The organism is Microbispora oryzae, from assembly GCF_017896165.1.
Taxonomy (GTDB): Bacteria; Actinomycetota; Actinomycetes; order Streptosporangiales; family Streptosporangiaceae; genus Microbispora; species Microbispora oryzae.
The window spans coordinates 184,547-210,906 of the sequence record NZ_JAFCNB010000001.1; the positions used below are offsets into that span (position 1 = coordinate 184,547).

General features: G+C 72.6%; 22 protein-coding genes. 3 read left to right on the plus strand and 19 right to left on the minus strand.

Going from position 1 to position 26,360, the window contains the following annotated elements:
• Positions 1–122: 122 nt before the first annotated feature.
• Positions 123–1,067 carry an NADPH:quinone oxidoreductase family protein gene (locus tag JOL79_RS00810; RefSeq protein WP_210153645.1) on the minus strand — a complete coding sequence of 315 codons (945 nt, stop codon included), beginning with the start codon at positions 1,065–1,067 and terminating at the stop codon, positions 123–125.
• Positions 1,068–1,380: 313 nt separating this feature from the next.
• On the opposite strand from JOL79_RS00810, the gene JOL79_RS00815 reads away from it, so the two are divergent.
• A complete protein-coding gene (locus tag JOL79_RS00815; RefSeq protein WP_210153646.1) occupies positions 1,381–2,292 on the plus strand; it encodes an AraC family transcriptional regulator in 912 nt (303 codons plus the stop codon).
• 22 nt (positions 2,293–2,314) lie between these two features.
• On the opposite strand, the gene JOL79_RS00820 is transcribed toward JOL79_RS00815, so the two are convergent.
• The 18 genes from JOL79_RS00820 to mraZ all read right to left on the minus strand — a co-directional run bounded on the left by JOL79_RS00820 (position 2,315) and on the right by mraZ (position 23,608).
• The gene (locus JOL79_RS00820) at positions 2,315–4,372 is read right to left on the minus strand and encodes a hypothetical protein (protein ID WP_210153647.1); all 2,058 of its coding nucleotides are present in this window, start codon (positions 4,370–4,372) and stop codon (positions 2,315–2,317) included.
• Between the two features lie 45 nt (positions 4,373–4,417).
• Positions 4,418–5,281: a DivIVA domain-containing protein gene (locus tag JOL79_RS00825; protein WP_210153648.1), complete on the minus strand. Its 864-nt coding sequence runs from the start codon at positions 5,279–5,281 to the stop codon at positions 4,418–4,420.
• A 51-nt stretch (positions 5,282–5,332) separates the two neighbouring features.
• The gene (locus tag JOL79_RS00830) at positions 5,333–5,620 is read right to left on the minus strand and encodes a YggT family protein (protein ID WP_210153649.1); all 288 of its coding nucleotides are present in this window, start codon (positions 5,618–5,620) and stop codon (positions 5,333–5,335) included.
• A gap of 85 nt (positions 5,621–5,705) precedes the next feature.
• Positions 5,706–6,227: a cell division protein SepF gene (locus JOL79_RS00835; protein WP_210153650.1), complete on the minus strand. Its 522-nt coding sequence runs from the start codon at positions 6,225–6,227 to the stop codon at positions 5,706–5,708.
• A 134-nt stretch (positions 6,228–6,361) separates the two neighbouring features.
• On the minus strand, positions 6,362–7,078 hold the full coding sequence (locus JOL79_RS00840; protein WP_210153651.1) for a YggS family pyridoxal phosphate-dependent enzyme: 717 nt from the start codon (positions 7,076–7,078) through the stop codon (positions 6,362–6,364).
• A 48-nt stretch (positions 7,079–7,126) separates the two neighbouring features.
• Complete coding sequence (gene ftsZ / locus JOL79_RS00845; RefSeq protein WP_210153652.1) at positions 7,127–8,590, minus strand: cell division protein FtsZ; 1,464 nt, start codon at positions 8,588–8,590, stop codon at positions 7,127–7,129.
• Between the two features lie 224 nt (positions 8,591–8,814).
• Entirely contained in the window at positions 8,815–9,486 is a 672-nt protein-coding gene (locus JOL79_RS00850; protein WP_307848216.1) for a cell division protein FtsQ/DivIB, read from the minus strand.
• A gap of 110 nt (positions 9,487–9,596) precedes the next feature.
• Positions 9,597–10,994 (minus strand): UDP-N-acetylmuramate--L-alanine ligase, encoded by a 1,398-nt coding sequence (gene murC, locus JOL79_RS00855; protein ID WP_210153653.1) that lies wholly within the window; start codon positions 10,992–10,994, stop codon positions 9,597–9,599.
• On the minus strand, positions 10,991–12,070 hold the full coding sequence (gene murG, locus JOL79_RS00860; RefSeq protein ID WP_210153654.1) for an undecaprenyldiphospho-muramoylpentapeptide beta-N-acetylglucosaminyltransferase: 1,080 nt from the start codon (positions 12,068–12,070) through the stop codon (positions 10,991–10,993). The genes murC and murG overlap by 4 nt, the downstream gene beginning before the upstream one ends.
• Positions 12,067–13,395 carry a putative lipid II flippase FtsW gene (gene ftsW / locus JOL79_RS00865; protein WP_210153655.1) on the minus strand — a complete coding sequence of 443 codons (1,329 nt, stop codon included), beginning with the start codon at positions 13,393–13,395 and terminating at the stop codon, positions 12,067–12,069. Before ftsW ends, murG begins: the two co-directional genes overlap by 4 nt.
• A gap of 7 nt (positions 13,396–13,402) precedes the next feature.
• Entirely contained in the window at positions 13,403–14,779 is a 1,377-nt protein-coding gene (gene murD, locus JOL79_RS00870; RefSeq protein ID WP_210153656.1) for a UDP-N-acetylmuramoyl-L-alanine--D-glutamate ligase, read from the minus strand.
• Positions 14,761–15,834: a phospho-N-acetylmuramoyl-pentapeptide-transferase gene (gene mraY, locus JOL79_RS00875; protein ID WP_210153657.1), complete on the minus strand. Its 1,074-nt coding sequence runs from the start codon at positions 15,832–15,834 to the stop codon at positions 14,761–14,763. Before mraY ends, murD begins: the two co-directional genes overlap by 19 nt.
• Positions 15,831–17,198, minus strand: coding sequence for a UDP-N-acetylmuramoyl-tripeptide--D-alanyl-D-alanine ligase (locus tag JOL79_RS00880; protein WP_210153658.1), 1,368 nt, complete (start codon positions 17,196–17,198; stop codon positions 15,831–15,833). The genes mraY and JOL79_RS00880 overlap by 4 nt, the downstream gene beginning before the upstream one ends.
• A 57-nt stretch (positions 17,199–17,255) precedes the next feature.
• Positions 17,256–18,827: a UDP-N-acetylmuramoyl-L-alanyl-D-glutamate--2,6-diaminopimelate ligase gene (locus JOL79_RS00885; RefSeq protein WP_210154149.1), complete on the minus strand. Its 1,572-nt coding sequence runs from the start codon at positions 18,825–18,827 to the stop codon at positions 17,256–17,258.
• A 41-nt stretch (positions 18,828–18,868) separates the two neighbouring features.
• Entirely contained in the window at positions 18,869–20,548 is a 1,680-nt protein-coding gene (locus JOL79_RS00890; protein WP_210153659.1) for a peptidoglycan D,D-transpeptidase FtsI family protein, read from the minus strand.
• Positions 20,549–21,282: 734 nt separating this feature from the next.
• Positions 21,283–21,660 (minus strand): cell division protein FtsL, encoded by a 378-nt coding sequence (gene ftsL / locus JOL79_RS00895; protein WP_210153660.1) that lies wholly within the window; start codon positions 21,658–21,660, stop codon positions 21,283–21,285.
• Positions 21,661–21,965: 305 nt separating this feature from the next.
• Positions 21,966–22,949 (minus strand): 16S rRNA (cytosine(1402)-N(4))-methyltransferase RsmH, encoded by a 984-nt coding sequence (gene rsmH, locus JOL79_RS00900; RefSeq protein WP_307848285.1) that lies wholly within the window; start codon positions 22,947–22,949, stop codon positions 21,966–21,968.
• A gap of 227 nt (positions 22,950–23,176) precedes the next feature.
• A complete protein-coding gene (gene mraZ / locus JOL79_RS00905) occupies positions 23,177–23,608 on the minus strand; it encodes a division/cell wall cluster transcriptional repressor MraZ (RefSeq protein WP_210154150.1) in 432 nt (143 codons plus the stop codon).
• A 470-nt stretch (positions 23,609–24,078) separates the two neighbouring features.
• Here mraZ and JOL79_RS00910 point away from each other — a divergent pair, with 470 nt between their 5' ends.
• Together JOL79_RS00910 and JOL79_RS00915 are read left to right on the plus strand one after the other, a co-directional pair.
• Positions 24,079–25,059, plus strand: coding sequence for an AAA family ATPase (locus JOL79_RS00910; protein ID WP_307848218.1), 981 nt, complete (start codon positions 24,079–24,081; stop codon positions 25,057–25,059).
• Between the two features lie 10 nt (positions 25,060–25,069).
• Entirely contained in the window at positions 25,070–26,296 is a 1,227-nt protein-coding gene (locus tag JOL79_RS00915) for a DUF58 domain-containing protein (RefSeq protein ID WP_210153663.1), read from the plus strand.
• The last annotated feature ends 64 nt before the right edge of the window (positions 26,297–26,360 follow it).

The window sequence follows — 26,360 nt, forward strand, 5'->3', positions numbered from 1 at the left end:
GTCTGACCTGCTGTCTGACCGCTTCTACCGGCGAGATGCCCGGACGGCCCCTGGCCGCCCGGGCATCCGCCGTCATACCGGGATCGCCGGCCCCGGCCCCGGTCCCGGCTGCGGCCGCGTCCTCACGAGGAGACGCGGACGACCGACTTGCCGGGCGGCGGCGAGCCCTGCCCGCTGATCATGGCGGGCACGTCGTCGAACGAGAAGACGGTGCCCACGGAGGTGGTGATCGCCTTCTGCTCCGCCAGCTCGGACAGGCGGCCCCACGCCGCGGCGTCCTCCTCCGGCGTGTGACCGCCCGCGAACACACCGACCGCGCTGTAGTTGCGCAGCAGGAGATCGAGCGAGTCGATCGGGACGGTCGTCCCGGCCGCCAGCCCGACGACGGCGATCCTGCCGTAGCGCGCCAGCGTACTGATCGCCCGCGCCGCGGTGTCCCCGCCGACCGGGTCAAAGATCACGTCGACCCCGCGCCCGTCCGTGATCTTGCCGACCTCCTCGACGAGGTCGGCCGTCCGGTAGTTGACCACGTGATCGGCGCCGTGCCGGGCGCAGAAGCCCACCTTGTCGTCGCTCCCCGCGACCGCGATCACCGTGGCGCCCAGCGCCTTGCCGAGCTGCGTCGCGGCGACCCCTGAGCTGCCCGCGCCGCCCAGGACGAGCAGGGTCTGGCCCGCCTCGACCGGGGCCCGCTCGACCAGCGCCGCGTAGGCCGTCCGGAAGCCGATCGGGAACCCGCCGGCCTGCTCGTCGGTCATTCCCACGGGAATGCGGATCGCCGACTGTTCGAGCACGTACGCGTAGTCGGCGTAGCCACCCCAGCCGGCGAAGAACGGCGTGATGCCCATGATCTGGTCGCCCACGGCGAACGGCGATCCCGGCGCGACCGCCACGACCTCACCGGCGACCTCCTCCCCCAGTCCGAACGGCGGCGTGTCCAGCCCCGGGAAGTGACCGCTCGCCATGAACAGGTCGGGGAACCCCGCCCCCGCCGTCCGGACGCGTACCAGCGCCTGTCCCGGCTCCGGTTCCGGCCACCGCGTCTCCTCCAGCCGGACCCCCTTCATCGGATCACCGAAACTCACCACGCGCCACGCACGGCCCTCGAACACCATTTCGTCCCCCCCTGTCGGTCGTCGATCAGTCTGCTTCTGCCTGCGCATGCCGGCATCTGCCGGGCTCTAGCTGTCTCTGCCACGCTCTGCCAGGCTCTGCCAGGCTTTGCCGGGCTCCGGCGGGCGAGACCCTCGGCAGACTCCGCGCCAAGGTCGCATAAGGTATGAAACCCCCGCCAGCCCCCGCGTCCTACGCTAGGCACGCCCACGGGGCCGGACCATACGTGATCCACCACATGACCTGCTCGATCCTCCAAGGAAGCGAATGGATCCCCTCTCCGACGTGATCGCGTCGCTCGACGGCCGCCACAGCCTGTTCTCCCGGCTGGAGACCGGCGGCGACTGGGCCATCGACTTCGAGGGCTACCGGCACGCCAAGTTCGGCGCCGTCCTGCGCGGCTCGTGCTGGGTGACCGCCGAGGGAGCCGGCGAGCCCGTGCGGCTCGCCGAGCACGACTGCTTCCTGGTCGGCATCGGACGGTCGTACCGCCTGGCCAGTTCACCGGACGTCCCGGCGGTGCCGGCGGCCGAGGTCTACGGTCAGCCGGGCGGCCCGCCGACCCGATGGGGCACTGGGAGCGAGACGGTCCTCGTCGGCGGGCGGATCAACCTGGAGGAGATGGACACCGACGCGCTCTCCGGCATCCTGCCGCCTCTCGTGCACGTCTCCGCGACCAGCGACGCCGCGGACACCCTCCACGCCCTGCTGCCGGTGCTGGAGCGCGAGACCACCGTCCACCGCTTCGGCTCAGCACTCGTCATCGAACGGCTCGCGCACGTCGCCTTCGTCGAGCTGCTACGGGCACACGCCGCCCGGGACCGGGACGTGTGGGGGCCCATACCCGCCGCCCTCAGCGACCCCCAGATCGGCGCCGCACTCGGCCTCATGCACGCCGAACCCGGCCGTCGCTGGACGGTGGACGACCTCGCCTCGGCCGTCCACATGTCGCGGTCGGGCTTCGCCGGGCGCTTCACCGAGCTCGTCGGCAGCCCGCCGCACGACTATCTGCTCTCGTGGCGCATGCGCATCGCGGCGAAGAAGCTGCGGGCGACGGACACGAGCGTCGCGGCCATCGCCGCCGAGCTCGGCTACCAGTCGGAGAGCGCCTTCAGCAACGCCTTCAAGCGCGTCACGGGACGTTCTCCCCGCCACTACCGCCAGGCCCTGTCGGTCTGACGGCAGGGACCGCCGGCCCGCTCTAGTCCTGCTGGCAGACCGAGCAGTGGGTGAGACCGGCCTCCTCGGCCTCCCGCCGCGTCATGATCTCGACGCCGGCGTCGTCCAGGCCGCTGATCAGGGGACAGTCGGAGCTGTGGTAGCGACGGGTGCCGACCATCACCTTCACCGTCGCACCGCCGTCTCCGGAGGCAGCCGGGTCGGCGTCCCGGGCAGTGTCCGGGTCAGCCTCAGGGTCGGTTTCTGGGGCAGCGTCCGGATCAGTGTCCGGATCAGTGTCTGGGTCGATGTCCGCGTCGGCCTCCGGCGTGGTGCCGCCGCCCTCCGTGCCGCCCTCCGTGCCGCTCCCCGTACCGGTGCCGGCCGGCTCCGCGTGCTCCTCACCTTCGTCGCCGTCCCGTACGCCTCCGCGGTCCTCGGCGGCCCGCGGCGCCGACGGTCCGGTGGCGGCCAGGAGCGCGGCGACTTCCCGGGTCACGTCCCTGGTGTCTTCGGAGTAGTCATCGGAGTCGTCGCCGAGCTCGCGGTCGGCCTCGATGAATTCGGCGGCGGAGTCGTCCGGTTCACCGGTCTTCGGGATGGCGGCGGTTCTGGTGATCTCGGCGGTGGCGCCGGTGGCGGAGCCGGAGGAAGCCACGGACCCGGCGCGCCCGGGTCCCTTGGCCTCTACCGGCTCCACCGGCTCATCACCGGATCGGCCGTTCTGCCCGTCTGGTCCGTCCTGCCCACGGCCCGGCTCAGCGGCGCCCTCTGCCGCCTCCTCGGCTCCGTCGAGGTCTGGGGCGGGTCGCCTGAACCAGTCGAGTGCGGTGCCGCCGGAGGAGGTCTCCGGGTCGGCGGGGGAAGCCGGGGAAGGGGTGACCGCGCGACCGAACCAGTCCACCCTGGACGTCTCAGCCCCGGATGTCACAGCCTTGGATGTCTCAGCCTTGGATGTCTCAGCCTTGGATGTCTCAGCCTTGGATGTCTCAGCCCCGGCGTCTGTCACGTCCCCCGCCGCGGCCTCGACGGAGCTCTCCGGGCGAGCCCCCGTGTGGAGCTCTGTGCGTGGCTCTGTGTGAGTGTCCCAGTGGGTGTCCGCGTGAGGCTCCGCGGGGGCCTCGGGTGAGGCTCCCGGGAGTGTTCCGGCGGCGGGCTCATCGGCCGTCGCGTCGCCGGAGTCTGGCCTGTCTGCTTCGGGGGCGTCTTTCCGCTCTCCGGCCACTGGGCCACCGGTGCCGGCTTCAGCGGCGAGCTCGGTGGAAACGTGGTCGGTGGAGGCGGGATCGGTGGATGACGCTCCACCCGTAGCTGAAGTCTCGGGGGCGCCTGACGCGGCGGCCGGCGCGGACAGGCCCGTCGTGACGGCCGATGCGGCGGACGGCGTGGCAGCCGACGTGGTGCCCGGTGTGACAGCGGGTGTGACGGCGGGTGTCACGGCAGCGGCGCCGGAGCCCGCGGTCCCGGTTCGCCCGCTCTCGCGGAGCGGCCCAGCGAGGGGCGTCGTACCCTCGGGCTCCGCCGTGGGCCGCGAGGTCAGATCCGGGAGGCAGGTGGTGCACGGGGTGAAGCCCTCGTCGCGGGCCTCTTCGTAGGTGAGCTCCTCCACCTCTCGTCCCGCCAGCTGCCGGCAGGTCGCCAGGTGGAAGCGTTTCCTGCCGGGGATGACCAGGACGATGGTGTCCGGGTCGAGACCGCCACCGGGCGTGGCCGGCGGACGACTGAGCCGCGCCGTCGGCTGGAGGCGCGGGGGGAAGGACTGAGGCGGCACCGGATGATGCGCGACGGGTGGAGCCGCCACCATCGGGCTCGCCACCGGATGCGCCGACGCCCCCGCCAACGTCCCGCCGTATGCCCCGGTGACGGCGCCGGCGAGCTGGGGGACGGGCGAACCCGGGGGGGTGGGAGCCGTCCCGTCGGCGGCACGCCCGCCGGCGGGGAACAGCTCGTGGCGCCTCAGCAGTGCCCCGATAGTGAGGCAGACAGCGGACAGCAGGCTGACCACCATCGACCACATCACGAGGGACGGCGTGGCCAGCAGGACGCCTGCGATGAGCAGGACGAGAGCGGCCAAGACCAGGGCGGCACTGATGAGGATCACGGGGGGTTCTCCGAGATACCGGGCCCGGGTGGACCCGTCTGACACTTACCGGCGGTCGTTGTGCGGGCCGTCGGGACCGGGGAACGCACCGGTGTGCTGGGGGACTTCCGGAGCGAAGGGGTTGGGAGCGGCCGACATCGGCTGCGCACCGGGGGCGACGGCGTGCGCCATCGCGGGCGCGGCGCCGACGATGGGGAACCCGCCACTGCCCTCGGCTGAGACGTTCAGCTCGGCCAGCTGGTTCTCCAAATACAGCTTCAGGCGGCTCCGGTACTCCCTCTCGAAGCTGCGCAGCTCCTCGACCTTGCGCTCAAGCTCGTCTCGGGTCTGCACCAGCGTGCCCATGGCCTGGCGGTGCCGTTCCTGGGCGTCGCGCTCCAGGGTCTCGGCGCGGGCGCGAGCGTCACCGATGATCTGCTCGGCCTGGCGCCGCGCCTTGCCGAGGATGTCGTCCGCCTCGCGGCGGGCACGGGTGACCGTCTCGTCGGCCTCACGGCGGGCGTCCGCGATGGCCTGGTCGGCCGTCTGCTGGGCGAGCGCCAGCACGCGGGCCGCGGTGTCCATGTTGTCCTCGGCCGGGGGCATACCCATTCCGACGGGGACGGGCTCGGGGCGGACCGGCTCCGGGGGCTTGATCGGCTCAGGCTGGGGGGCCATCATCTCCGGCTTGGGCTCGGCCACCGGAGCGGGGGCCATCTGCATCGGGCCACCCACGCCCATGCCGCCGGGGACCTTGCCCCTCAGGCACTCGCCCAGCTTCGCGCGGAGCTCCTCGTTCTCCTGGATCAGGCGGTCGAGCTCCGCCTCGACCTCGTCGAGGAAGGCATCGACCTCCTCCTCGTCGTAACCTGGCCTGAGCCGGGTGGTACTGAACTGCTTGTTCCGCACATCAGCGGGCGTCAACGGCATTTGGGTCTCCTTGGCGCGCTTGGAGTCTGTCCGGCGGGGACGCTGCCCGAATCAAGGAAGCGCGTTCACCACTTCGATCAAGAGCAAAACCACAATGAACAGCACTGTGAAGCTCAGGTCAAAGGCCACCGTACCCAACCTGAGGGGCGGAATGAAACGGCGGAGGAACTTGAGAGGGGGGTCGGTCACCGTGTAGATGACCTCTGCCAGCACCAGGACGACCCCGGAGGGCATCCAGGAGCGGGCGAACGCCTGCACCGTATCTATGATCATTCTGCCTATCAGCAGGATCAAAAAGATGAAGAGGAGGAAGACCAAGATCTCACTAATGATCCCCACGGTCGAGCCCCGCCTCCATCTGCTGATCCCGCCGACCGCGGCGCCTCGCGGCGCCGCTCAGCCGGTCACTGTCCATGATGGAACTCTAGCTCTGGTTGAAGAAGCCGCGTTCCGCGATTCGAGCCTTGTCCTCGGCGGTCACCTCAACGTTGGCGGGGGACAACAGGAACACCTTGTTCGTAACACGTTCGATGCTTCCGTGTAGCCCAAAGACGAGACCTGCCGCGAAATCGACAAGCCGCTTGGCGTCGCTGTCGACCATTTCAGTCAGATTCATGATGACCGGCGTCCCCTCGCGGAAGTGCTCGCCGATCGTCCGGGCTTCGTTGTACGTGCGGGGATGGAGGGTCGTGATACGCGCCAGATCGGTCGTACGGCGCTCCAGCACCGCGGCCGGGGACCTGGGTGCCGGGACGGGCGTCTCCCCGTCCTCGTCGCGCTCGTGGAACGCCGTGTTCGGGACCGCCGCGCCGGCGAAGCCGCGACGGGACTCGTAGTCGGCGTCGGTGTACTCCTCGTCGCCGTACTCGGCCGCGTACCTCTCGTCGTAGCGGTCGTCCTCAACGAGACCGAGGTAGACCGCCATCTTGCGCATCGCGCCGGCCATCGCTCGTCGTCCTCCGCGTCGCTGGTTCCTTCAAGGTCCCTTCGGAAGGCCAGGGCGGTAGCCTTACCCCCCTTGGAGCTCACCGCTGATCGACCTCTACCTGGTGGGCGGACCCAAGGTCCACTTGGGGGACATTACCTGACGAAGGGCGTCCGGCGGCCGAGCAACGCCGTACCGATCCGCAGGTGTGTCGCGCCGTTCGCCACAGCCTGCGCCAGATCGCCGCTCATTCCCGCCGAAATCACCTCGGCGGCGGGGTGCTCCTTGCGCAGGGACTGGGAGACGGCCCACAGCCGGGCGAAGGCCGCGTCCGGGTCCTCCCCCCGGGGGGCGACCGCCATGACCCCGCGCAGCCGCAGACCCGGTGATGACGCGATCACGTCGGCGAGGGCCGGCACCTCGTCGGGGCGGGCCCCGCCGCGGGCCCCGATCTCTCCCGCCTCCGCCGGGCCCAGCGCCACCTGGATGAGGCACCCGACCTCGCGCCCGGCTCGTACGGCCTCCCGGCTCAGCGCCTCGGCCAGCCGCGGCCGGTCCACGGAGTGGACCAGATGGGCGTAGGAGGCCACCGACCGCGCCTTGTTGGTCTGTAACTGACCGATGAAGTGCCAGGTCAGATCGAGATCGGCGCAGTCGGCGGCCTTGGCGGCCGCCTCCTGGTCGCGGTTCTCCCCCATGTCGGCGACGCCGAGCCCGGCGAGCAGGCGCACATCGGAGGACGGGTAGGTCTTGGTCACCGCGATGAGGGTGACCTCGGACCGGGACCGGCCGGCGGCCCGGCAGGCCGCCTCGACGCGGGCCTCGACCTCGGCGAGGCCCGCGGCCAGTTCCTCCCGTCGCGGGTCAGACACGTGCGGCCGTGTCCACGCCGACGCTCACACCGATACCCATGCCGGAGCTCACTTGAGGAAGTCCGGCACGTCGAGCTCCTCCTCCTGCTCCTCGAACACCACCGGACGGCGCGGACCCGGCTGGCTCACGCGCGAGGTGATCGGAGTGGGCGGCTCGGGCGTGGGCCGCGGGATCGACAGCGGACCGGTGCCGGCCCCCTGGTCGCCCCGGGCCCCGTCGGCCGAAGGCTCACGGTTGAACGCCGTGACCGGCTCGGCCTGTGCGGGCTGCGCCGGCGCGGCCTGCGGGGCGGCCGGCTGGTTCACCGGCTGCGGCGCGGGCTGGGCCGGCTGCTGGGGCGCCGCCTGTGCCACCGGCTGCGGCAGCGACTGCGGCGCCGCGGAGACCGCCGGGGCCGCCTGGGGCTGGGCCGGGGCGGCGGACAGGCCGCCGGTCCGCGCGGCCGGCCCCTGCTCGGCCCTCGGCTCCGGCTTCGCGGGCGCCGGCGTGGCCGCCGGGCGGGACGCCGCGGCGGGACGCGTCTGCTGCGGACGGGAGACCGGCGCGGCGACCGGCTTCGCCGGGGCCGGCTCGTCGAACCCGGCCGCGATCACCGTCACCCGCACCTCGTCGCCGAGCGCGTCGTCGATGACCGTGCCGAAGATGATGTTGGCGTCCGGCGCGGCGGCGTTGGACACCAGCTGGGCGGCCTCGTTGATCTCGAAGAGGCCCAGGTCGGAGCCGCCCGCGATGGACAGCAGCACGCCGTGGGCGCCGTCGATGCTCGCCTCGAGCAGCGGGCTCGACACCGCCATCTCGGCGGCCGCGACCGAACGGTCGTCGCCCCTGGCGTTGCCGATGCCCATGAGCGCGGAACCCGCCCCGGACATGACCGACTTGACGTCGGCGAAGTCGAGGTTGATCAGACCCGGCGTGGTGATCAGGTCGGTGATGCCCTGGACACCCGAGAGCAGCACCTGGTCGGCCGCCTTGAAGGCGTCGAGCACGCTCACCTGCCGGTCGGAGATCGACAGCAGCCGGTCGTTCGGAATGACGATCAGCGTGTCCACCTCCTCGCGGAGGGTCTCGATGCCCGCCTCGGCCTGCATGGCCCGGCGCCTGCCCTCGAAGCTGAACGGCCGGGTGACTACGCCTATCGTGAGCGCGCCGAGCGACCGGGCGATGCTGGCCACGACCGGCGCGCCGCCGGTGCCGGTGCCGCCGCCCTCGCCGGCCGTCACGAAGACCATGTCGGCGCCCTTGAGGACCTCCTCGATCTCCTCCCGGTGGTCTTCGGCGGCCTTGCGGCCCACCTCCGGGTTGGCGCCCGCTCCGAGGCCCCGGGTCAGCTCGCGCCCCACGTCGAGCTTCACGTCGGCGTCACTCATCAGCAGCGCCTGGGCGTCAGTGTTGATGGCGATGAACTCGACGCCCTTGAGTCCCTCCTCGATCATCCGGTTGACGGCGTTCACTCCGCCGCCGCCGATGCCGACCACCTTGATGACCGCGAGGTAGTTCTGCGGTGCTGCCACGACGAGGGGCCTTTCCGCTCGTTTGCGTTTCCGTGCGGGCGACGCCCGCTGACTGTTGAACTCTCACCCTCAAGTTGAGATTTAGAGTTATGTCAACCTGAGGATTGATACGGACAGTAGGGTTGCCTGTCCCCCAGGGTCAACTAACCGCGCCGCAAGGCCGCCCGGCGTGTCGCGCCCTGTCCCATTCGCACGACGCCCGTGCCCGCCGTACGGCGGGCCGCTCACTTCACCGTCACCACCTGGGGCGAGCTCACGTCGTACGTGTGCCCGGGCTTGGCCAGAACGGCGAGCAGCACGCGCGCCTTGTCCGGCCCGTGCCGGCTGTCTCCCCAGACGACCGCGCGGCCGTCGGACAGCCGCAGTGTGACGTTCCCGGGCGACGGCGCCCGCACCTCGCTGACCCGGTCGCGCACCTCGGGCGGCAGCGTCCGCAGGACGGCCAGGGCCGCGCGGGTCGCCAGGTCGTCGATGCCGGCCCGCTGAACCCGCAGCACGGGCAGCCCGGGCGGCGCCACCGCGACCTGCTGGAGCACGACGCCGTAGCGGTCGACCACCGCCGTCGTCGCGCCCTGGGGCACGGCCGCGACCGGGGTGCGCTCCACCACGGTCACCCGCAGCGTCCCCGGCCAGTTGCGCTCCACGCGGGCCGACTCGACCGCCCGCACGGCGCCGACACGCCGTTCGACCTCGCCGAGGTCCACGGTCGCGAGCGGGGTGCCCGCGCGCACCCCGGCCGCCTGGCGCAGCTGCTCCGCGGGGATCCGGCTGTTGCCGGCGATCGCGACCTCCCGGACGCCGAGCACCGGCGAGAAGAACATCACCCAGGTCGCCACGCCGACGACGCCGCCGGTGAGCAGGACCGCCAGGGCCGTGCGCCGGACCGTTCGCCTCACCCGCGCCTCACCCGCGCCTCACCCGCGCCCGCCCTGCGGCCTCGGCCGCGTCGTCGGCTGGGTCGGCGGCGGGCTCGTCGGCTGGGTCGTCGGCTGGGTCGGCGGCGGCCTCATCGGGCGGACAGCTCCGCGACGATCCGGGGGCCGAGCTCGGTCACGTCTCCGGCGCCCATCGTGAGCACGATGTCGCCCGGCCGGGCGCGCCCGGCCACCAGCCCGGGCACCGACGCGCGGTCCGGGGCGTACGCCACCCGCTCGGCGGGCAGCGGCACCTTCCCGGCGACCAGCGCGCCGGACACGCCGGGCTCGGGATCCTCCCGCGCGCCGTACACGTCCAGCACGATCACCTCGTCGGCGAGCCCGAGGGCCGTGCCGAACTCGTCGGCGAAGAACCGGGTGCGCGAGTAGAGATGCGGCTGGAAGACGGCGATCACACGGCCGCCGCCGGACACGACGTCGCGGGCCGCGCGCAGGTCGGCGCTCAGCTCGGTCGGGTGGTGGGCGTAGCTGTCGAAGACGCAGACCCCCGCCGCCTCGCCCTTCGCCTCGAACCGTCGCTTGGCCCCGCTGAAGGCCCCCAGACCCTCCCTGATCTCGGCGAACGGCAGGCCGAGCTCCAGCGCCACGGCGATCACGGCGGTGGCGTTCAGCGCGTTGTGCCGTCCGGGGACGACCAGGCGCGCCTCGCCGTGGCCCGCCACGGCGAACTCGACCCCGAGCCCCCGCGGCACCACGTCGACCGTACGCACGTCGGCGTCCGGAGACTCGCCGTACGTCACGACCCGCAGGCCCCTGGCCCTGGCGATGGGCGCGAGAGCCGCGGCGCCGGGGTCGTCCGCGCACACCACGAGCAGCTCCTGGACCCGCTCGACGAAGCGGGCGAAGCTGTCGTACACGGCCTGGGGGTCGCCGTAGTTGTCCAGGTGGTCGGCCTCGACGTTGGTGACGACGGCGATGCGCGGCGCGAGCATGAGGAAGGACCCGTCGCTCTCGTCGGCCTCGGCCACGAAGACCTCGCCCGTTCCGTCGTCGGCCCCGAGGCCGGTGGTGACGAGCTGCCCGCCCACGCAGTACGACGGGTCCTCGCCGCACTTCTGCAGGGCGACGGTCAGCATCGAGGTGGTGGTGGTCTTGCCGTGGGTGCCGGCGACCGCGATGCCGTTGCGGCCCGCCATCACCGATGCGAGCGCGGCGGCCCTCGGGATGACCCGCAGGTTCTGCCGCAGGGCCTCCCCCAGCTCGGGGTTGGAGTCGCGGATCGCCGTGGAGACCACGACCGTGTCGACGTCTCTGATGTGCGAGGCGGCGTGGCCCACGTGGATGACGGCGCCGAGCTCCCGCAGCTCGATCAGCATGTCGGACGGCCGGGCGTCGCTGCCGGAGACCGGCACCCCGCGCTTCAGCAGGATCCGGGCGATGCCCGACATGCCGGCGCCGCCGATGCCGATGAAGTGGACCCGCCCCAGGTCGGCCGCCGGGACGGGCTCAACGAGCTTGACGAGACTCATCGGGAAACGATCTCCAGGACCTTGCGGGCGAGCGTCCGGTCGGCGTCCTTGCGGCCCATCCGGGATGCGGCCTCCGACATGGCGACCACATGCTCGGGGTTGTTGAGGATCGGCAGCAGCGTCTCCACGATCCACGCGGCCGACAGGTCCGCGTCGTCGACCATGATCCCACCCCCGGCCCTGACGATGGGCTCGGCGTTGAGACGCTGCTCGCCGTTGCCGTGCGGCAGCGGCACGTACGCCGCGGGCAGGCCCACGGCGGTCAGCTCGGCGCAGGTCATCGCGCCACTGCGGCACAGCACGAGGTCGGCGGCGGCGTAGGCCAGATCCATGCGGTCCACGTAAGGAAGGATCACGTACTGCGGGTCGCCCGGCGGGGGCTCCACCTCGACCGTGTTCTTCGGCCCGATCACGTGCAGCACCTGGACGCCGGCGGCCCGCAGGTAGGGCGCGGCGTCGAGGGCGGCCTGGTTGATCGAGCGCGCGCCCTGGGAGCCGCCGAACACCAGCAGCGTCACCCGGTCGGACTCCAGCCCGAAGTACGACCTGGCCTTGTCGCCGAGCGACAGGCGGTCCATCTGGGAGATCTCCCGGCGCAGCGGGATGCCCACGTACTCCGCGCCCGGCAGCGACGCGTCAGGGTGCCCGGTGAAGACATGGCTGGTCAGCCGGGCGCCGAGCCGGTTGGCCAGCCCCGGGCGGGGGTTGGCCTCGTGGACGACGATCGGGACGCCGCGCCGCCGGGCGGCCAGGTAGCCGGGGGTCGCGACGTAACCGCCGAAGCCCACCAGCACGTCGGCCCGCTCCCGGTCGAGGATCCCGGCGGCCGCGTTGAGCGCTCCGGCGAGCCTGCCGGGCACGGTGAGCAGCTGGGGCGTGATCGAGCGGGGCAGCGGCACCGCGGGCACCAGCGCGAGCTCGTAGCCGCGGGCGGGAACCAGCCGGGTCTCCAGGCCGCGCTCGGTGCCCAGGCAGGTGATGCCGATCGCCGGGTCGTACTCGCGAAGCGCGTCGGCCAGCGCCAGCGCCGGCTCGATATGGCCGGCCGTCCCGCCGCCGGCGAGGACCACCCTCATGTCACTCCCTGTTCCCGCTTCTTTCCGTCCTTGCGCGTTGCGGCGCGCCGCTCCCCCGTTGTCGGCCTGGCGCGGCCACCCAGGCCAAGCCAGCTTAGAGCCCGCGCGGCCGGTCCGGGGCCACGGGCGGCCAGGGCCTCGGCCGCCCCGGGTTCGCGCCGGGCGAACGACAGCAGCATGCCGACGGCGGCGAGGGTGGGGAGCAGTGCCGACCCGCCGTACGAGACGAGCGGCAGCGGGATGCCGGTGATCGGGAACAGGCCGATGACGGCGCCGATGTTCACGATCGCCTGCCCGCTGATCCAGGCCGCGGCGGCCGCGGCGGTCAGCCGGACGAACGGGTCGGCCGTGCGGGCCGCGATCCGCAGCCCGGCGTATCCGAGCAGGCCGAACAGGGCCACCACCACGAGCGTGCCCATCAGCCCGAGCTCCTCGCCCAGGATGGAGAAGATGAAGTCGCTCTCGGCGTGCGGCACCCAGCCCCACTTGGCGTGGCTGCTGCCCAGGCCGAGGCCGAACCAGCCGCCCGATCCGATGGCCATCAGCCCCTGCACGGCCTGGAACCCCTCGTTCTGCGAGTAGTCCCAGGGCCGCAGGAAGGTCGTCAGGCGCGCCAGCCGGTACGGCTCCACTATGATCATCACGACGGTGGCCAGCACGAGCAACGCGAGAATGCCGCCGAACAGGCGGATCGGCGCGCCCACGACCCACAGCAGCGCCAGGAAGATCAGCATCAGCACGATGGTGGTGCCGAGATCGCGGCCGAGCATGACCAGCACGGCGATGATGGCGGTGCCCGGCATGAGCGGGATCAGCAGCTGCCGCCACTCGATCCGGCCGCCGCGGGCCCTGCGGGCGAGCAGGTCGGCTCCCCACAGCACCAGGCCGAGCTTGGCGGGTTCGGACGGCTGCACCGACAGGGGCCCCACCTGGATCCACCGCTGGGCGCCGAGCACCTCCTGCCCGACGAAGATCACAACGAGCAGGCCGATGATCGAGATCGCCATCAGCGGGTAGCCGGCCAGCCGGAAGAACCGCTGCGGCAGCCGCGAGCAGGCCCACATCAGCGGGAGGCCGAAGGCGACCGACATCGACTGCTTGAGGAACCAGTAGAACGGGTCGCCGATCTCCTGGATCGCCTCGATGCTGGAGGCCGACAGCACCATCATCAGCCCGAGCGCGAGCAGCAGGGCGCTGCAGCCCAGGACCAGGTAGTAGGACGTCAGGGGGCGGTTGAGCAGCTCGCGGAGGGCGGCGACCTGCGTCCGGCTCCAGCTCGCGTGCTCCGCCTGCCGCCCCGCGCGCTCCGCCTGCTGCGCCGTCACCGATCCGTCACCGATCCGCCAGGCGCCGCACGGCGGCGGCGAACGCCTCCCCGCGCGCCCCGTATCCGTCGAACATGTCCAGGGAGGCCGCGGCGGGGGCGAGCAGCACGGTGTCACCCGGCGCGGCGAGGCGGGCGGCTTCGGCGACGACACGGTCCATGACCCCAGTGTCTTGCCCCGGCACCTCCACGACGGGGACATTCGCGGCGTGTCGCGCCAGCGCCCGCCGGATCGGCTCCCGGTCGGTGCCCAGCAGCACCGCCCCCCGCAGGCGCGGTGCCGCGCGCCGCACCAGGTCGTCGACGTCCGCGCCCTTCAACTGGCCGCCCGCGATCCACACCACGGACGGATAGGCCGCCAGGGAGGCCGCCGCCGCGTGCGGGTTGGTGGCCTTGGAGTCGTCCACATAGTCGACGCCCCCGACGGCCGCCACGTGGGCGATCCGGTGCGGGTCGGGCACGAACGCGGCCAGGCCCCGCCGTACGGCGTCGGGGGGCACCCCGTACGCCCGGGCCAGCGCGGCGGCGGCCAGCGCGTTGGCGACGTTGTGCGGGGCGAACGGCCGGACGTCGGCCAGGCAGGCCAGCTCCTCCGCCTGCGCGCGGGGGTCGGGCACGAAGGCGCGGTCGACGAGGAGGTCCTCCACGACGCCGAGCTGCCCCGGGCGGGGCACCCCCAGCGTGAAGCCGACCCGTGCCTCGTACGGCCCGGCCAGCCGGGTGGACCACTCGTCGTCGGCGTTGTGGATCACCACTCCCGCGTGCGCGAAGATCCGGCTCTTGGCCGCGGCGTACTCTTCCATGGAGCCGTGCCAGTCGATGTGGTCGGGCGCCACGTTCAGCACGGCGGCGGCCAGCGGCGCCGGGCTCGGCGACCAGTGCAGCTGGAAGCTCGACAGCTCCACCGCCAGCACGTCGTAGGGCCCGCCGACCGCCTCGACGATGGGCACCCCGACGTTGCCGACGGCCGCGGCGCGGTGTCCGGCGGCGGACAGGATGGAGGTCAGCATCCGGACGGCGGTGGTCTTGCCGTTCGTGCCGGTGAGCGCCAGCCAGGGCGCGGCGGACCCGTCCCGCAGGCGCCAGGCCAGCTCGACCTCGCCGACCACCTCCACGCCCCGGCTCGCCGCGTCGGTCAGCAGGGGGTGGCCGGGACGCCAGCCGGGCGAGGTGACCACCATCGTGGTGTCCCCGGGCAGGGCCGGCTCGCCGAACCGCACCTCGACCCCCAGGGGCTCCAGCTCGCCGGCGGCGGCCCGCTGGCGCTCCCCGTCCGCGGACTCCAGGACGACGACGCGCTCGCCCGCCGCCGCGAGGGCGCGGGCGGCGGCCCGCCCGGAGACGCCGAGGCCGGCGACGACGACGCTCACTGCTTGGGCATCCATTCCAGGTAGAACAGGCCGAGCCCGGCGGCCACGCAGAGCGCGGCGATCAGCCAGAACCGGACCACGATCGTGGTCTCCGCCCAGCCGGACAGCTCGAAGTGGTGCTGGAGGGGCGCCATGCGGAAGACACGCTTGCGGGTCATCTTGAAGAAGCCGACCTGGATGATCACCGACATCGTGATGATCGCGAACAGGCCGCCGAGGATGACGAGCAGCAGCTGGGTGCGGGTGGTGAAGGCGAGCCCGGCGATCACGCCGCCGAGGGCGAGGGAGCCGGTGTCGCCCATGAAGATCTTCGCGGGCGGGGCGTTCCACCACAGGAAGCCGAAACAGGCGCCGAGCACCGCCGCGGCGACCACGGCCAGGTCAAGCGGGTCGCGTACCGAGTAACAGTTGGGGCCGAGCAGCAGCGTGCAGCTGTTGCGCAGCTGCCAGTTGCCGATCAGCACGTACGCCGCGAGCACGAGGCAGGTGGCCCCCGACGCCAGGCCGTCGAGGCCGTCGGTCAGATTCACGGCGTTGGAGAAGCCGACGATGTAGAACAGCACCCAGACGGTGAAGCCGAGCAGCCCGATCGACGGGCCGAAGTCCCGCAGGAACGACAGCTTCGTCTCGGCCGGCGTGATGTCGTAGCCGTTGGGGAACCGCACGACGAGCACGGCGAAGATCGCCCCGACCACCAGCTGCCCGGCCGCCTTGGCGCCGCTCCGCAGCCCCAGGCTGCGCTGTTTGTAGATCTTGATGAAGTCGTCCAGGAAGCCCACCGCGGCCAGGCCGGTCATCAGGAACAGCACCAGCAGTCCCGACGCGGTCGGCGGGTCGGTGACCGCGGAGAACAGGGTCGTCAGGTGGGCCGTGAAGTATCCGATCAGCGACGCGATGACGATCACCGTGCCGCCCATCGTCGGGGTGCCCTTCTTGTCGTAGTGCCCCGACGGCCCCTCCTCCCGGATGTTCTGGCCGTAGCCGCGACGGCCGAACAGCCGGATCGCGAGGGGGGTGCCGACCATGGACAGCAGCAGCGATACCGCCGCCGCGATGAGGATGTTCCTCACCGGGCGTCACCTCCGAGGATCGCCTCGGCGACCCGCTCGAGCCCGGCCGCACGCGGCCCCTTGACTAGCACGACGTCGCCCGGCGCCAGCCGGCCGGACAGTTCCGCCACGGCCGCCTCGACGTCCGGCACATGAACGGCGCCCGGGGCGCCGGCCAGGATCGGACCGGCGTCCGGTCCCACCACGATCAGCGCCTCCAGCCCCTCGCCCGCGGCGAGCCGCCCGACGCCCTCGTTGAGCGCGGCCGACTCCTCGCCCAGCTCGCGGAGCGCGGCGATCACGGCGAACCTGCGCCGTCCCGCGCCGATCGCGGCCAGGCTGCGGAAGGCCGCCCGCATCGAGTCCGGGTTCGCGTTGTACGCGTCGTTGATCACCATCACCCCGTCGGGGCGGTCGCCGACCTCCATGCGCCATCGGCTGCGCGGCTCGGCACCCGACAGCTCCTCGGCGATCGTCGTCACGGGGAGCCCCAGCTCGTACGCCGCGGCGGCGGCCGCCAGCGCGTTCTCGACGGCGTGGGCGCCGTGCAGGCGAAGCCGTACCGGCGCGGAACCCGAGGGAGTGCGCAGCGTGAACGACGCGCGGCCACGCTCGTCCAGGGACTCGGCCTCCGCCCGGATGTGCGCCCCGGCCGAGCGGCCGAAGGTGGTCACCCGGGCCGCGGTGCGCTCGGACATCGCCGACACGAGGGGGTCGTCCGCGTTGAGCACGGCCACCCCGTCCGCGGGCAGCGCCTCGACCAGTTCGCCCTTCGCCCGGGCGATGGCCTCCTTGCCGCCGAAGACGCCGAGGTGCGCGGTGCCCACGTTGAGCACCACCCCGATCCGCGGCGGCGCTATCCCGGCGAGGTAGGCGATGTGGCCGATGTTGCGGGCGCTCAGCTCCAGGACCAGGTAGCGGGTCGCCGCATCGGCCCTGAGCACGGTCAGCGGGTGGCCGATCTCGTTGTTGTACGACCCGACGGGGGCGACGGTGGGGCCGATCCTGGCCGCGAGACCGGCCAGCAGGTCCTTCGTCGTGGTCTTGCCCGCCGAGCCGGTGACGCCGACGACGGTGACGTCCGGCAGGTCGGCGACCACGGCCGCGGCGAGGCTCGCCAGCGCCGCCTGAGCGTCGCTCACGATCACGGCGGGCGCCTCCACCGGGCGGGTGGCCAGCACGGCGGCGGCGCCGGCCGCGCAGGCCCGCGCCGCAAAGTCGTGCCCGTCCACCCGCTCTCCCTTGATCGCGACGAAGAGCGACCCCGGCCCGGCCCGCCGGGAGTCGATCACGACGGGGCCGCGGATCACGGTCGCGGGGTCGGCCATGCCCGTCAGGGCGCCGGAGGTGATCTCGGCGACCCGGGACAACGGCAACGGGATCATCGGTCTGTCCTGCTCTCTATCGCGCTGGTCGGTCGGCCGCGGGGCGCCGGGGGCGGCTCAGACATCGGGGAACCCCTCGCCGGCGAGCGCCGCCCGCGCGCGCCTCTCCACGGCACGGGCGGCGACGTCGCGGTCGTCGAAGGGGATTACCTCGTCCCCGACGTACTGCCCCTGCTCGTGTCCCTTGCCGGCCACGATTACCACATCTCCGGGCGTGGCGCCGGAAATCGCCAGATCGATGGCGGCCGCCCGGTCCGGCTGCACCACCACGTGGGCCCGCTCGGAGGGGGGCACCTCCAGAGCGCCGTCCAGCATCGCGGCGAGGATCGCGAGCGGGTCCTCGGTGCGGGGGTTGTCGCTGGTGAACACGGCGATGTCGGCGAGCCGCGCCGCGGCCTCCCCCATCAGCGGCCGCTTGCCCCGGTCGCGGTCGCCGCCGCAGCCGAGCACGACGACGAGACGGCCTCCGGGGCTGTCGTCGAGCACGGCGCGCAGCGAGCGCAGCACGGACTCGACCGCTCCCGGCTTGTGCGCGTAGTCGACGATGACCTGGACATCCGCCGAGCCGGGCACCCGTTCCATCCGGCCGGGCACCCCGGCGAACGACGCGACGCCGTGCACGGCCGTCTGCAGCGGGACGCCGGCCTCCACCAGCGCGACGAGCACCCCGAGCGTGTTGGCCACGTTGAACGGGCCGGGCAGGCCGACCGTGGCGTCGGCCTCGACGCCCCCGGGTCCCACCACCCGGAACGCGCTGCCGTCGCCGCCGAGCCGCACCTGCTCGGCCCGCCAGTCGGCCTCGGGCGCCCCCTCGGCGGAGAACGTCGTGATGGGGATCTTGGCCAGCGCCGCGAGCTCGCGGCCGTGCGCGTCGTCGGCGTTCACCACACCCAGGCGGGTGAACTCCGGGGTGAACAGGCGCCGCTTGGCCGCGAAGTAGTCGTCGAGGTCGCGGTGGAAGTCGAGGTGGTCCTGCGACAGGTTGGTGAAGATCGAGACATCGTAGAAGAGGCCGTCGACGCGGCCGAGGGCGAGGGCGTGACTGGAGACCTCCATCGCGGCGGCCGTCACCCCCTGCTCCCGCATCAGGGCGAAAAGCCCCTGCAGGTCGGTCGCCTCGGGGGTGGTGAGCACGGCCGGGAAGCACAGGTCGCCCGCCCGGATCTCCACGCCTCCCACCAGGCCGGTGCGGTGGCCCGCCGCGCGCAGCCCCGCTTCGAGGAGGAACGACGAGGTGGACTTGCCGCTCGTGCCGGTGACGCCGATCAGCGTCAGACCGGCCGCGGGCCTGCCGTACACCCAGGCGGCGACCTCGCCGAGCACGGCCCGCGGGTCGTCGACCACGACCACGGGCAGGCCGGTGGCCGCGGCCAGGTCGCGGCCCTGACCGTCGGTGAGGATCGCGGCCGCGCCCGCCGCCAGCGCGTCGCGGGCGAATTCGGCGCCGTGCGCGCGGGCGCCGGGCATGGCCACGTAGAGATCGCCGCGCCGCACCTGGCGGGAGTCGATGGTGACGCCGGTGACGGCTCCCCTGACCACCCGGGCGCCGGGTGAGGGGACGGACGAGGCCGCGCCGAGCAGCGCCGTGAGCCCGGACAGCGGGCGCGCGGGGACGGCGGCGGGTCGCATGGAGGACGGGGGACGCACGGCGGAGAGCGTACCTTTCCCCGTCACCCTCGGGTGCGAAGGTCGACCCGGGGCGCCTTCGTACCCGTAGGCGGGATCTTCCTGCTCTTCAACGCGAATGTCATGACGTCCTTGAACACCGGGGCGGCGACCATGCCGCCGAAGTGGCCTTTCTTGGGATCCTGGATCACGGCCAGCACCACCAGCCGGGGCGCGTCCGCCGGCGTGAAGCCGACGAACGTGGCCGTGTATCCGCAGTATCCCCCGCACTTCTCGTCGTACCGCATGGCGGTGCCGGTCTTTCCGGCGACCCGGTAGCCCGAGATGGATGCGGCCGTGCCGGTTCCGTCGTTGCCGACGGCGGCCTCCAGCATCTGCGCGATCCTCCGCGCCGTCAGCTCGCTGATCACCCGCGTCTTCCCGGGCGCCGGCGACGGCACGAGCCTGCCGTGCTCGTCGGTGGTGCCCGCGACGATCGTGGGGGTCACCCGCACTCCTCCGTTGGCGATCGTCTGGTAGACGCTGGCCATCTGCAGGGCGGTGACCGAGATGCCCTGGCCGTAGGCGATCGTACAGCGCTGGCTGCCCGACCAGTCCTGCCACGCGGGGAGCAGGCCGTCCTGTTCTCCGGGAAGCCCGGAGCCGCTGCCCGAACCGAAGCCGAAGGCCCGGAACATGTCGTACAGCCGCTGGCTCGGCAGGCTCTGCGCCGCCATGATCGTACCGACGTTGCTCGACTCCGCGATCACGCCGGTGAAGGTCAGCGACTCCACCTTGTGCGGCTCGGCGTCCTTGATGGTCCGGTCGGCGCACTGGATGTGGTCGGGCACCCGCAGCACGGTCGTCGGGGTCACGGCGCCGGCCTCCATCGCCGCGGCGGCGGTGATGACCTTGTTCGTGCTGCCCGGCTCGAAGATCTCGGAGACGGCCCGGTTGGCGCGGTCCTCGACCGGCGCGTCCTGCCACTCGTTGAGGTCGATCTGGGGCGCGTTGGCCATCGCGACGATCTGCCCCGTGCGCACGTCCAGGACGATCACGCTGCCGCTGCGCGCCCTGGTCGCCTGCACCTGCCTGGCGATGGCCTGCTCGGCCGCCCACTGGACGTCCCGGTTGATCGTCAGGCGCACGTCACGTCCCGGCACCGGGGTCTCGCGCGTGCTGCGGGTCATCGGGATGCGCTGGCCCTCCCTGCCGATCTCGATGCTCTGCTTGCCGTCGCGGCCCGCGAGGACCTTGTTGTACGCGCTCTCCAGGCCCTCGAGCCCGTTGCCGTCCACCCCGACGAAGCCGAGCAGGTTGCCCCCCAGCGTCCCTCCGGGGTACAGCCGCCGGTAGGTCTGCTTGGCGCCCACACCCTTGAACCCGAAGCTCATGATGTGCTTGGCGCGCAACGGGTCGACGTCCCGGGAGATCGGGACGTACCGCAGGTTCGTCTTGGCCAGCGTGGCGTCGATCTCCTGCCTGGGCTTGTTCAGCTGCTCCGTCAGCATCGCCGCGACCTGCGACCGCTTGGCCGGGTCGACGTCCTTGGGGTCGAGGTAGATCTCCCGGGCGTCGACCGTCACGGCCAGCTCGTGCCCGCCTATGTCGGTGATCGAGCCGCGCCTGGCCGGCAGCACCTCCGGCTGCACGCGATATTTGGCCGCGCGCGCCTGGAGCACCTTCGAATCGAGCCCCTGGAGCTGCACGAGCCGCCCGGCGAACAGTGACAGCACGAAGGCCATGGCGATCAGCGCGGCGTTCAGCCGCCGCGCCGGATTACCCAGCCGCAGGACGGCGGGCGGCCGCGGCGGAACCGCGGGCCGGGCGGGCCGCCGGGGATCGCGGGGATCGCGGGGATCGCGGGGATCGCGGGGATCGCGGGGCCCTCCCGGACCCCCCGCGTTCTTCGGACCTCCCGCCCCCTTGGGGCCTCCCGTGCCCTTCGGCCCTCCTGTGCCCGCCGCGCCCTTCGGCCGGCCTGGAACGCGCTCAGCCCGGCCACGTTCGGCAGCGCCACGTTCGGCAGCGCCACGTTCAGCAGGTCCACCGGGCCGCCTGGCCTTCGGCGCGGCCCCATTGCCGGCTTTGGAGCCGGCGCCCTTGGACCCCGCGGCCTTCGACCCCCCTGCCGCAGAGCCCGTGCCCTTGGAACCGGCTCCCCTGGACCCGGTGGGCTGTGAACCGTCGGTGCCGGACCCTCGCGCCTGTGACCCGCCTGCCTGAGACCCGCCCGCCGGTCGCGGCCTGCCCGCGGACGGGAACGGCGGGGTGTCGCGTCCGCGCCCGGCCTCGTCGCGGCCCGGCGGGACAGGACGATCGGGCGGGAGGGGGCGGTCGGGCCGCCCAGGCCGCGGCGGCCCGTCCTGCCGGGCGGACCTGCCCGGCGATCCCGGGCTCCGCTTGCCGCCGCCCGGACCCTGGCCGCCTCGACCGACGGGACCGCCGCGGCCGGGACCTGGGTTCCGGCCGCCGTCCCTCACCGGACCGTGCCCTCGCCGCCCTCGCCGCCCTGGCCGCTCTCGCCGCCGGTGGGACCGGTCGTGACGAACTCGGGCGCCGAGGTGTCCGCCCTGAGCTGGTACTGCCTGGCCGCCTCGTCGAGCGCGCCGGGCTGGTTCCACACCCGCAGCTGATTCTCCTGAGCGGCAGCCTGCTGGTGCAGCTCGTCGATGCTCGACCGGAGGTCGCTCAGCTTGAAGGAGTCCTTGGCCAGGACGGTGTTGAGCAGCAGCAGCGTGACCAGACCACCGCACATCAGGCCCACGACGACCAGCACGAACGGAGCGCGCGCCGGCCGGTGGAACGAACGCAGGGGCCGCCGGGCCGCCGCCACCCGCGCCGCCGTGGCGGCCACCGGGCCGGCACCAGCACCGGAGCCGGGCGGGACGACCGGCCGGGCGGGTCTCCTCGGCCGCGCCGGGGCCGGACGGGCCGGAGCAGGCTGCGCCGGGGCCGATTGGGCTGTAGCCGACCGCGCCGGGGCCGACTGGGCCGTCGCCTGCCGTGCCGCGGCCGGTTTGGCCGTAGCCGGTTTGGCCGTAATTGATTGGGCCGTAGTTGATTGGGCCGAGGCGGAGCGCGCCGAGACCGGCGTACGCGGGACGCCGGCCGTGCCCGCGCCCCCGCGGGTGGCCGTCCTCCTGCTCTCCTGTTCTGTCCTCATCCCTTGCGGATCCTCTCTGCTGCCCGCAACCGGGCCGAGGCGGCTCGCGGGTTGCGGGCCACCTCCTCGTCGTCCGGGAGCTCTGCTCCCCTCGTCAGTAGGCGGAACCGGGGCTGGTGGGCCTCCAGAGGGACGGGGAGCCCGGGGGGGCTCGTGTCCCTGGTCCGCGCGACGAGGACCTGCTTGGTGAGCCGGTCCTCCAGTGAGTGATAGGCGAGCACGACCACGCGGCCGCCGACGGCGAGCGCGTCGAGGGCCGCGGGCAGCGCGCGCTCCAGCGCGGTCAGCTCGCCGTTCACCTCGATGCGCAGGGCCTGGAACGTTCTCTTGGCCGGGTTGCCGCCGGTGCGTCTGGTGGCGGCGGGGATTGCCGCCCGCACGAGCTCGGCGAGCCGTTTGGTCGTGGTGATGGGGTCCGTGGCGCGCTCACGGGCGATGAAGCTCGCGATCCGCGCAGCGAATCGCTCCTCGCCGTAGTCGCGCAGGACGCGGGCGATCTCCGCGACCGAGTAGGTGTTCACCACGTGTTCGGCGGTGAGCTCCTGGTCGCGGTCCATCCGCATGTCGAGGGGGGCGTCGTAGGAGTACGCGAAGCCGCGTTCGGCCTCGTCGAGCTGGGGAGAGGAAACGCCGAGGTCGAACAGGGCGGCGTCGATCGTGGGGTGGCCGGCCCGGTCGAGAACGTCGGCGAGCTCGTCGGAGACCGCCCGCACGAGGGTCACCCTGTCCGCGTACGGCGCGAGACGGCGGGTGGACCGCTCGATGGCGGTGGGGTCACGGTCGATTCCGACGAGATGCAGGGTGGGGTGAGCCGCGAGGAGAGCCTCGGCGTGCCCGCCGAGACCGAGGTTGGCGTCGACCACGACCGGGCTCGGCCCCGTCAGCGCCGGAGCGAGCAGCTCCAGCACACGGCCGAGCATGACCGGGACGTGACCGCCCGACTGCGCGGGATCATGCGACAACGCTTCCAACCCCCATATCGCCGCTTCTGTGCTCGCGGATGCGCGGCTGCCGACGGTGACTATCTAACGGGTCCCCACCCAATGCCGGCCCCTCGGGGGGCCGACCCGCCCGGCCAGGTCCCCATCCGCGTCGCCTGGCCGTGGCGTCTGACACCGGGGAAGGTGCATCAGCTGCCACATGGGAGCGGGTGGAGACCTCGCCGAACGTCACCGACGGGTCATTCGAATCAGAATGGATGAACGGTCTACAGGATCCCGGGCAGCACCTCCTCCGACAGGTCGGAGAACGCCTGCTCCTGATCCGCCAGGTAGGCGTCCCAGGACTGCGCGTCCCATATCTCAAGGCGGCTGTTGGCGCCGATGACGACGCAGTCACGTTCCAGGCCCGCGTAGCGTCTGAGGCTCTGGGGAATCGTGATACGCCCCTGTTTGTCCGGCGACTCGTCGGAGGCGCCGGCGAACAGGACGCGACTGTAATCGCGGACCGCCTTGGCCGTGACCGGGGCGGTGCGCAGGGCTTCGGTGATGCGCTGGAACTCCTCTACGGGGAAGACGTAGAGGCAGCGCTCCTGGCCTTTGGTGATCACCAGACCCTCCGCCAGCTCCTCGCGATACTTCGCCGGCAGGAACAGCCGTCCTTTGTCGTCCAGGCGTGGATGGTGGGTGCCGAGGAACAGCTGACCCACCTCCCGTGCCTTGCGGAGCGCTCAGCTCTGTAGCCCCTGCCCTCCACTGCGCACCACCATACTCCACTTCTCTCCACCGTCAACCGATTCTGACCGTGTCGGCATCGCATTTTCCGCGCGTTTCCGCAGGTGAATTGGGGTGGTGCGGAGTGGGGGGCGCCGGGGGGCGCCCCCGGGGGCACGGGCGTGTCGGCACCCAAGGGGACAACGGCAATGGGATCCGGTAAGCCATTTGCGGGACCGCGCGGAGCGCGGTGGAGGAAAGTGGACCGTGCGTTTGTCACGGGATTCCCACGAACGGGCGACGTGACGGAGAACACATCGCACAACACTGTGGGCAGCTCGTCTGTTTACTGGCCAAACTCGCCCGGAGAACCCAAGGAGACATAGGGTCGTCACACCGAATGGAAATAACACCGTATAACGCCCCATTCTCGGGGGCGCACCCTCATGGAGGCCTGGTGGCAGCAACCCCCGACGTCACCGATACGGAACCCCGTCTCGAAGATCTGGTCGACACGGCACACCGGATCCGCGCCGCGATCGAATCTGTGATCGAGGGCAAGGGCGAGGTCGTCCGGCTGACCCTCACCGTCCTCCTCGCCGAGGGACACCTTCTCATCGAGGACGTGCCGGGCGTGGGCAAGACCATGCTGGCCAAGGCGCTCGCCCGCTCGATCGACTGCCCGGTCAAGCGCGTCCAGTTCACTCCCGACCTGCTGCCCAGCGACGTGACCGGGGTGAGTGCGTACAACCAGCAGACCAGGGAGTTCGAGTTCAAGCCCGGGCCGATCTTCGCGAACATCGTGGTCGGCGATGAGATCAACCGGGCCTCCCCGAAGACCCAGTCGGCGCTGCTGGAGTGCATGGAGGAGCACCAGGTGACGGTGGACGGCCTCACCTACCCGCTCGACACGCCGTTCATGGTCATCGCCACCCAGAACCCGATCGAGATGGAGGGCACCTATCCCCTCCCCGAGGCGCAGCGCGACCGTTTCACCGCGCGGATCGCCATGGGCTACCCCGAGCCCGCCGCCGAGCTGGAGATGCTCGACGTGCACGGCGCCTCCCAGCCGCTGCTCAAGCTGGAGCCCGTGGCGACCACCGCCGAGGTGCGCGCCCTCATCCAGGCCGTCCGGACCGTCTACGTGTCGCAGCCGGTGAAGCGCTACGCCGTCGACCTGGTCGCGGCCACCCGGCACAATCCCGACCTGCGGCTCGGCGCGTCCCCCCGGGCGACCCTGCACCTCGTGCGGAGCGCCCGCGCCCACGCCGCGCTGTCCGGCCGCGACTACGTGATCCCCGACGACCTGCAGGAGATGGCCCTCCCCGTCCTCGCGCACCGGCTGCTGCCCAGCCTTGAGGCGCAGGGACAGCGGCGCCATCCGGAACAGGTCGTCACCGAGCTGGTGGGCCGCGTCCCGGTCCCGGAAGCCAGGTGACGGAGGACCCATGACGGGGTTCAAGGCGCTGACCGCCCGGGGCCGCTCGTTCGTCGCGTCCGGGGTGGCCGCGCTGCTGTGCGCCGTTCTCCTCGGCGAGAGCGACCTGCTGCGGGTGGCGGTGCTGATCATCGCCCTGCCGGTCATCGCGTCGGTCGTCGTCGCCAGGACGCGCTACCGGCTGAGCTGCGCCCGGCGGCTCGACCCGGCGAGGGTGGAGGTCGGCGACGAGAGCACGGTGACACTCCGGCTGGAGAACATCACCCGCCTGCCCACCGGGCTGCTGCTGGTCGAGGACACCATGCGGTACACGCTGGGCGCGCGGCCCCGGTTCGTCCTCGACTCGGTCGAGGCGCGCGGCGTCCGGGAGATCGACTACACGGTGCGCTCGGAGCTGCGCGGCCGCTTCCCCATCGGGCCGCTCTCGGTGCGGATCGCCGACCCCTTCGGCCTGGTCGAACTGACCAGGTCGTTCACGATCACCGACACTCTCGTGGTCGTCCCCGAGGTGGTGCCGCTGCCTCCGGTACGGCTGTCCGGGGAGTGGGCGGGCGGCGGCGAGAGCCGTACGCGGTCGGTGGCCGCGGCGGGCGACGACGACGTGGCGCCGCGCGAGTACCGGCAGGGAGACGACCTGCGCCGGGTGCACTGGCGGTCCACCGCCAGGCACGGCGAGCTGATGGTGCGCCGCGAGGAGCAGCAGTGGCAGAGCCGGGGGGCGCTCCTGCTGGACACCCGCGCGCACGCCCATCGCGGCACGGGCCCGCGCTCGTCGTTCGAGGTCGCGGTGTCCGCGGCGGCATCCATCGGCGTCCACCTGGCCCACGAGGGGCTGGGGCTCCGCCTGGTCACCGACCAGGGCCCGCGGCACCTGTCCGACGACGGGCAGACCTGGTCACTGCTCGACACCCTCGCCGTCGTACGGCAGAGCGGGGCCCGGTCGCTGGATCACGGCGTCGCGGCCCTGCGTCAGGGCGGTGGCGAGGGGCTGGTCATCGCGGTCCTCGGGGCGCTTGACGCGGCGGACGCGCAGGCGCTGGCCCAGCTGAGGCGGACGGGCGTGAACGGCGTCGCCGTGCTGCTCGACGTGGCCGGCTGGGACGGTTTCCCCGACGACTCGGCCGAGGCTGCTCGGACGGCCCTGACCGGGAGCGGCTGGCGGGTGCTCTCGCTCTCCCCCGGCGTCTCGCTGGCGAGCGTGTGGCCGGAGGCCGCGTACCGGAGGACGGCGGCATGAGCGGCCCGCGCCCGGGGCGTCCCCCGGCCGCGCGGGCCGGACGCCGAGACGCCGACGAGACGCC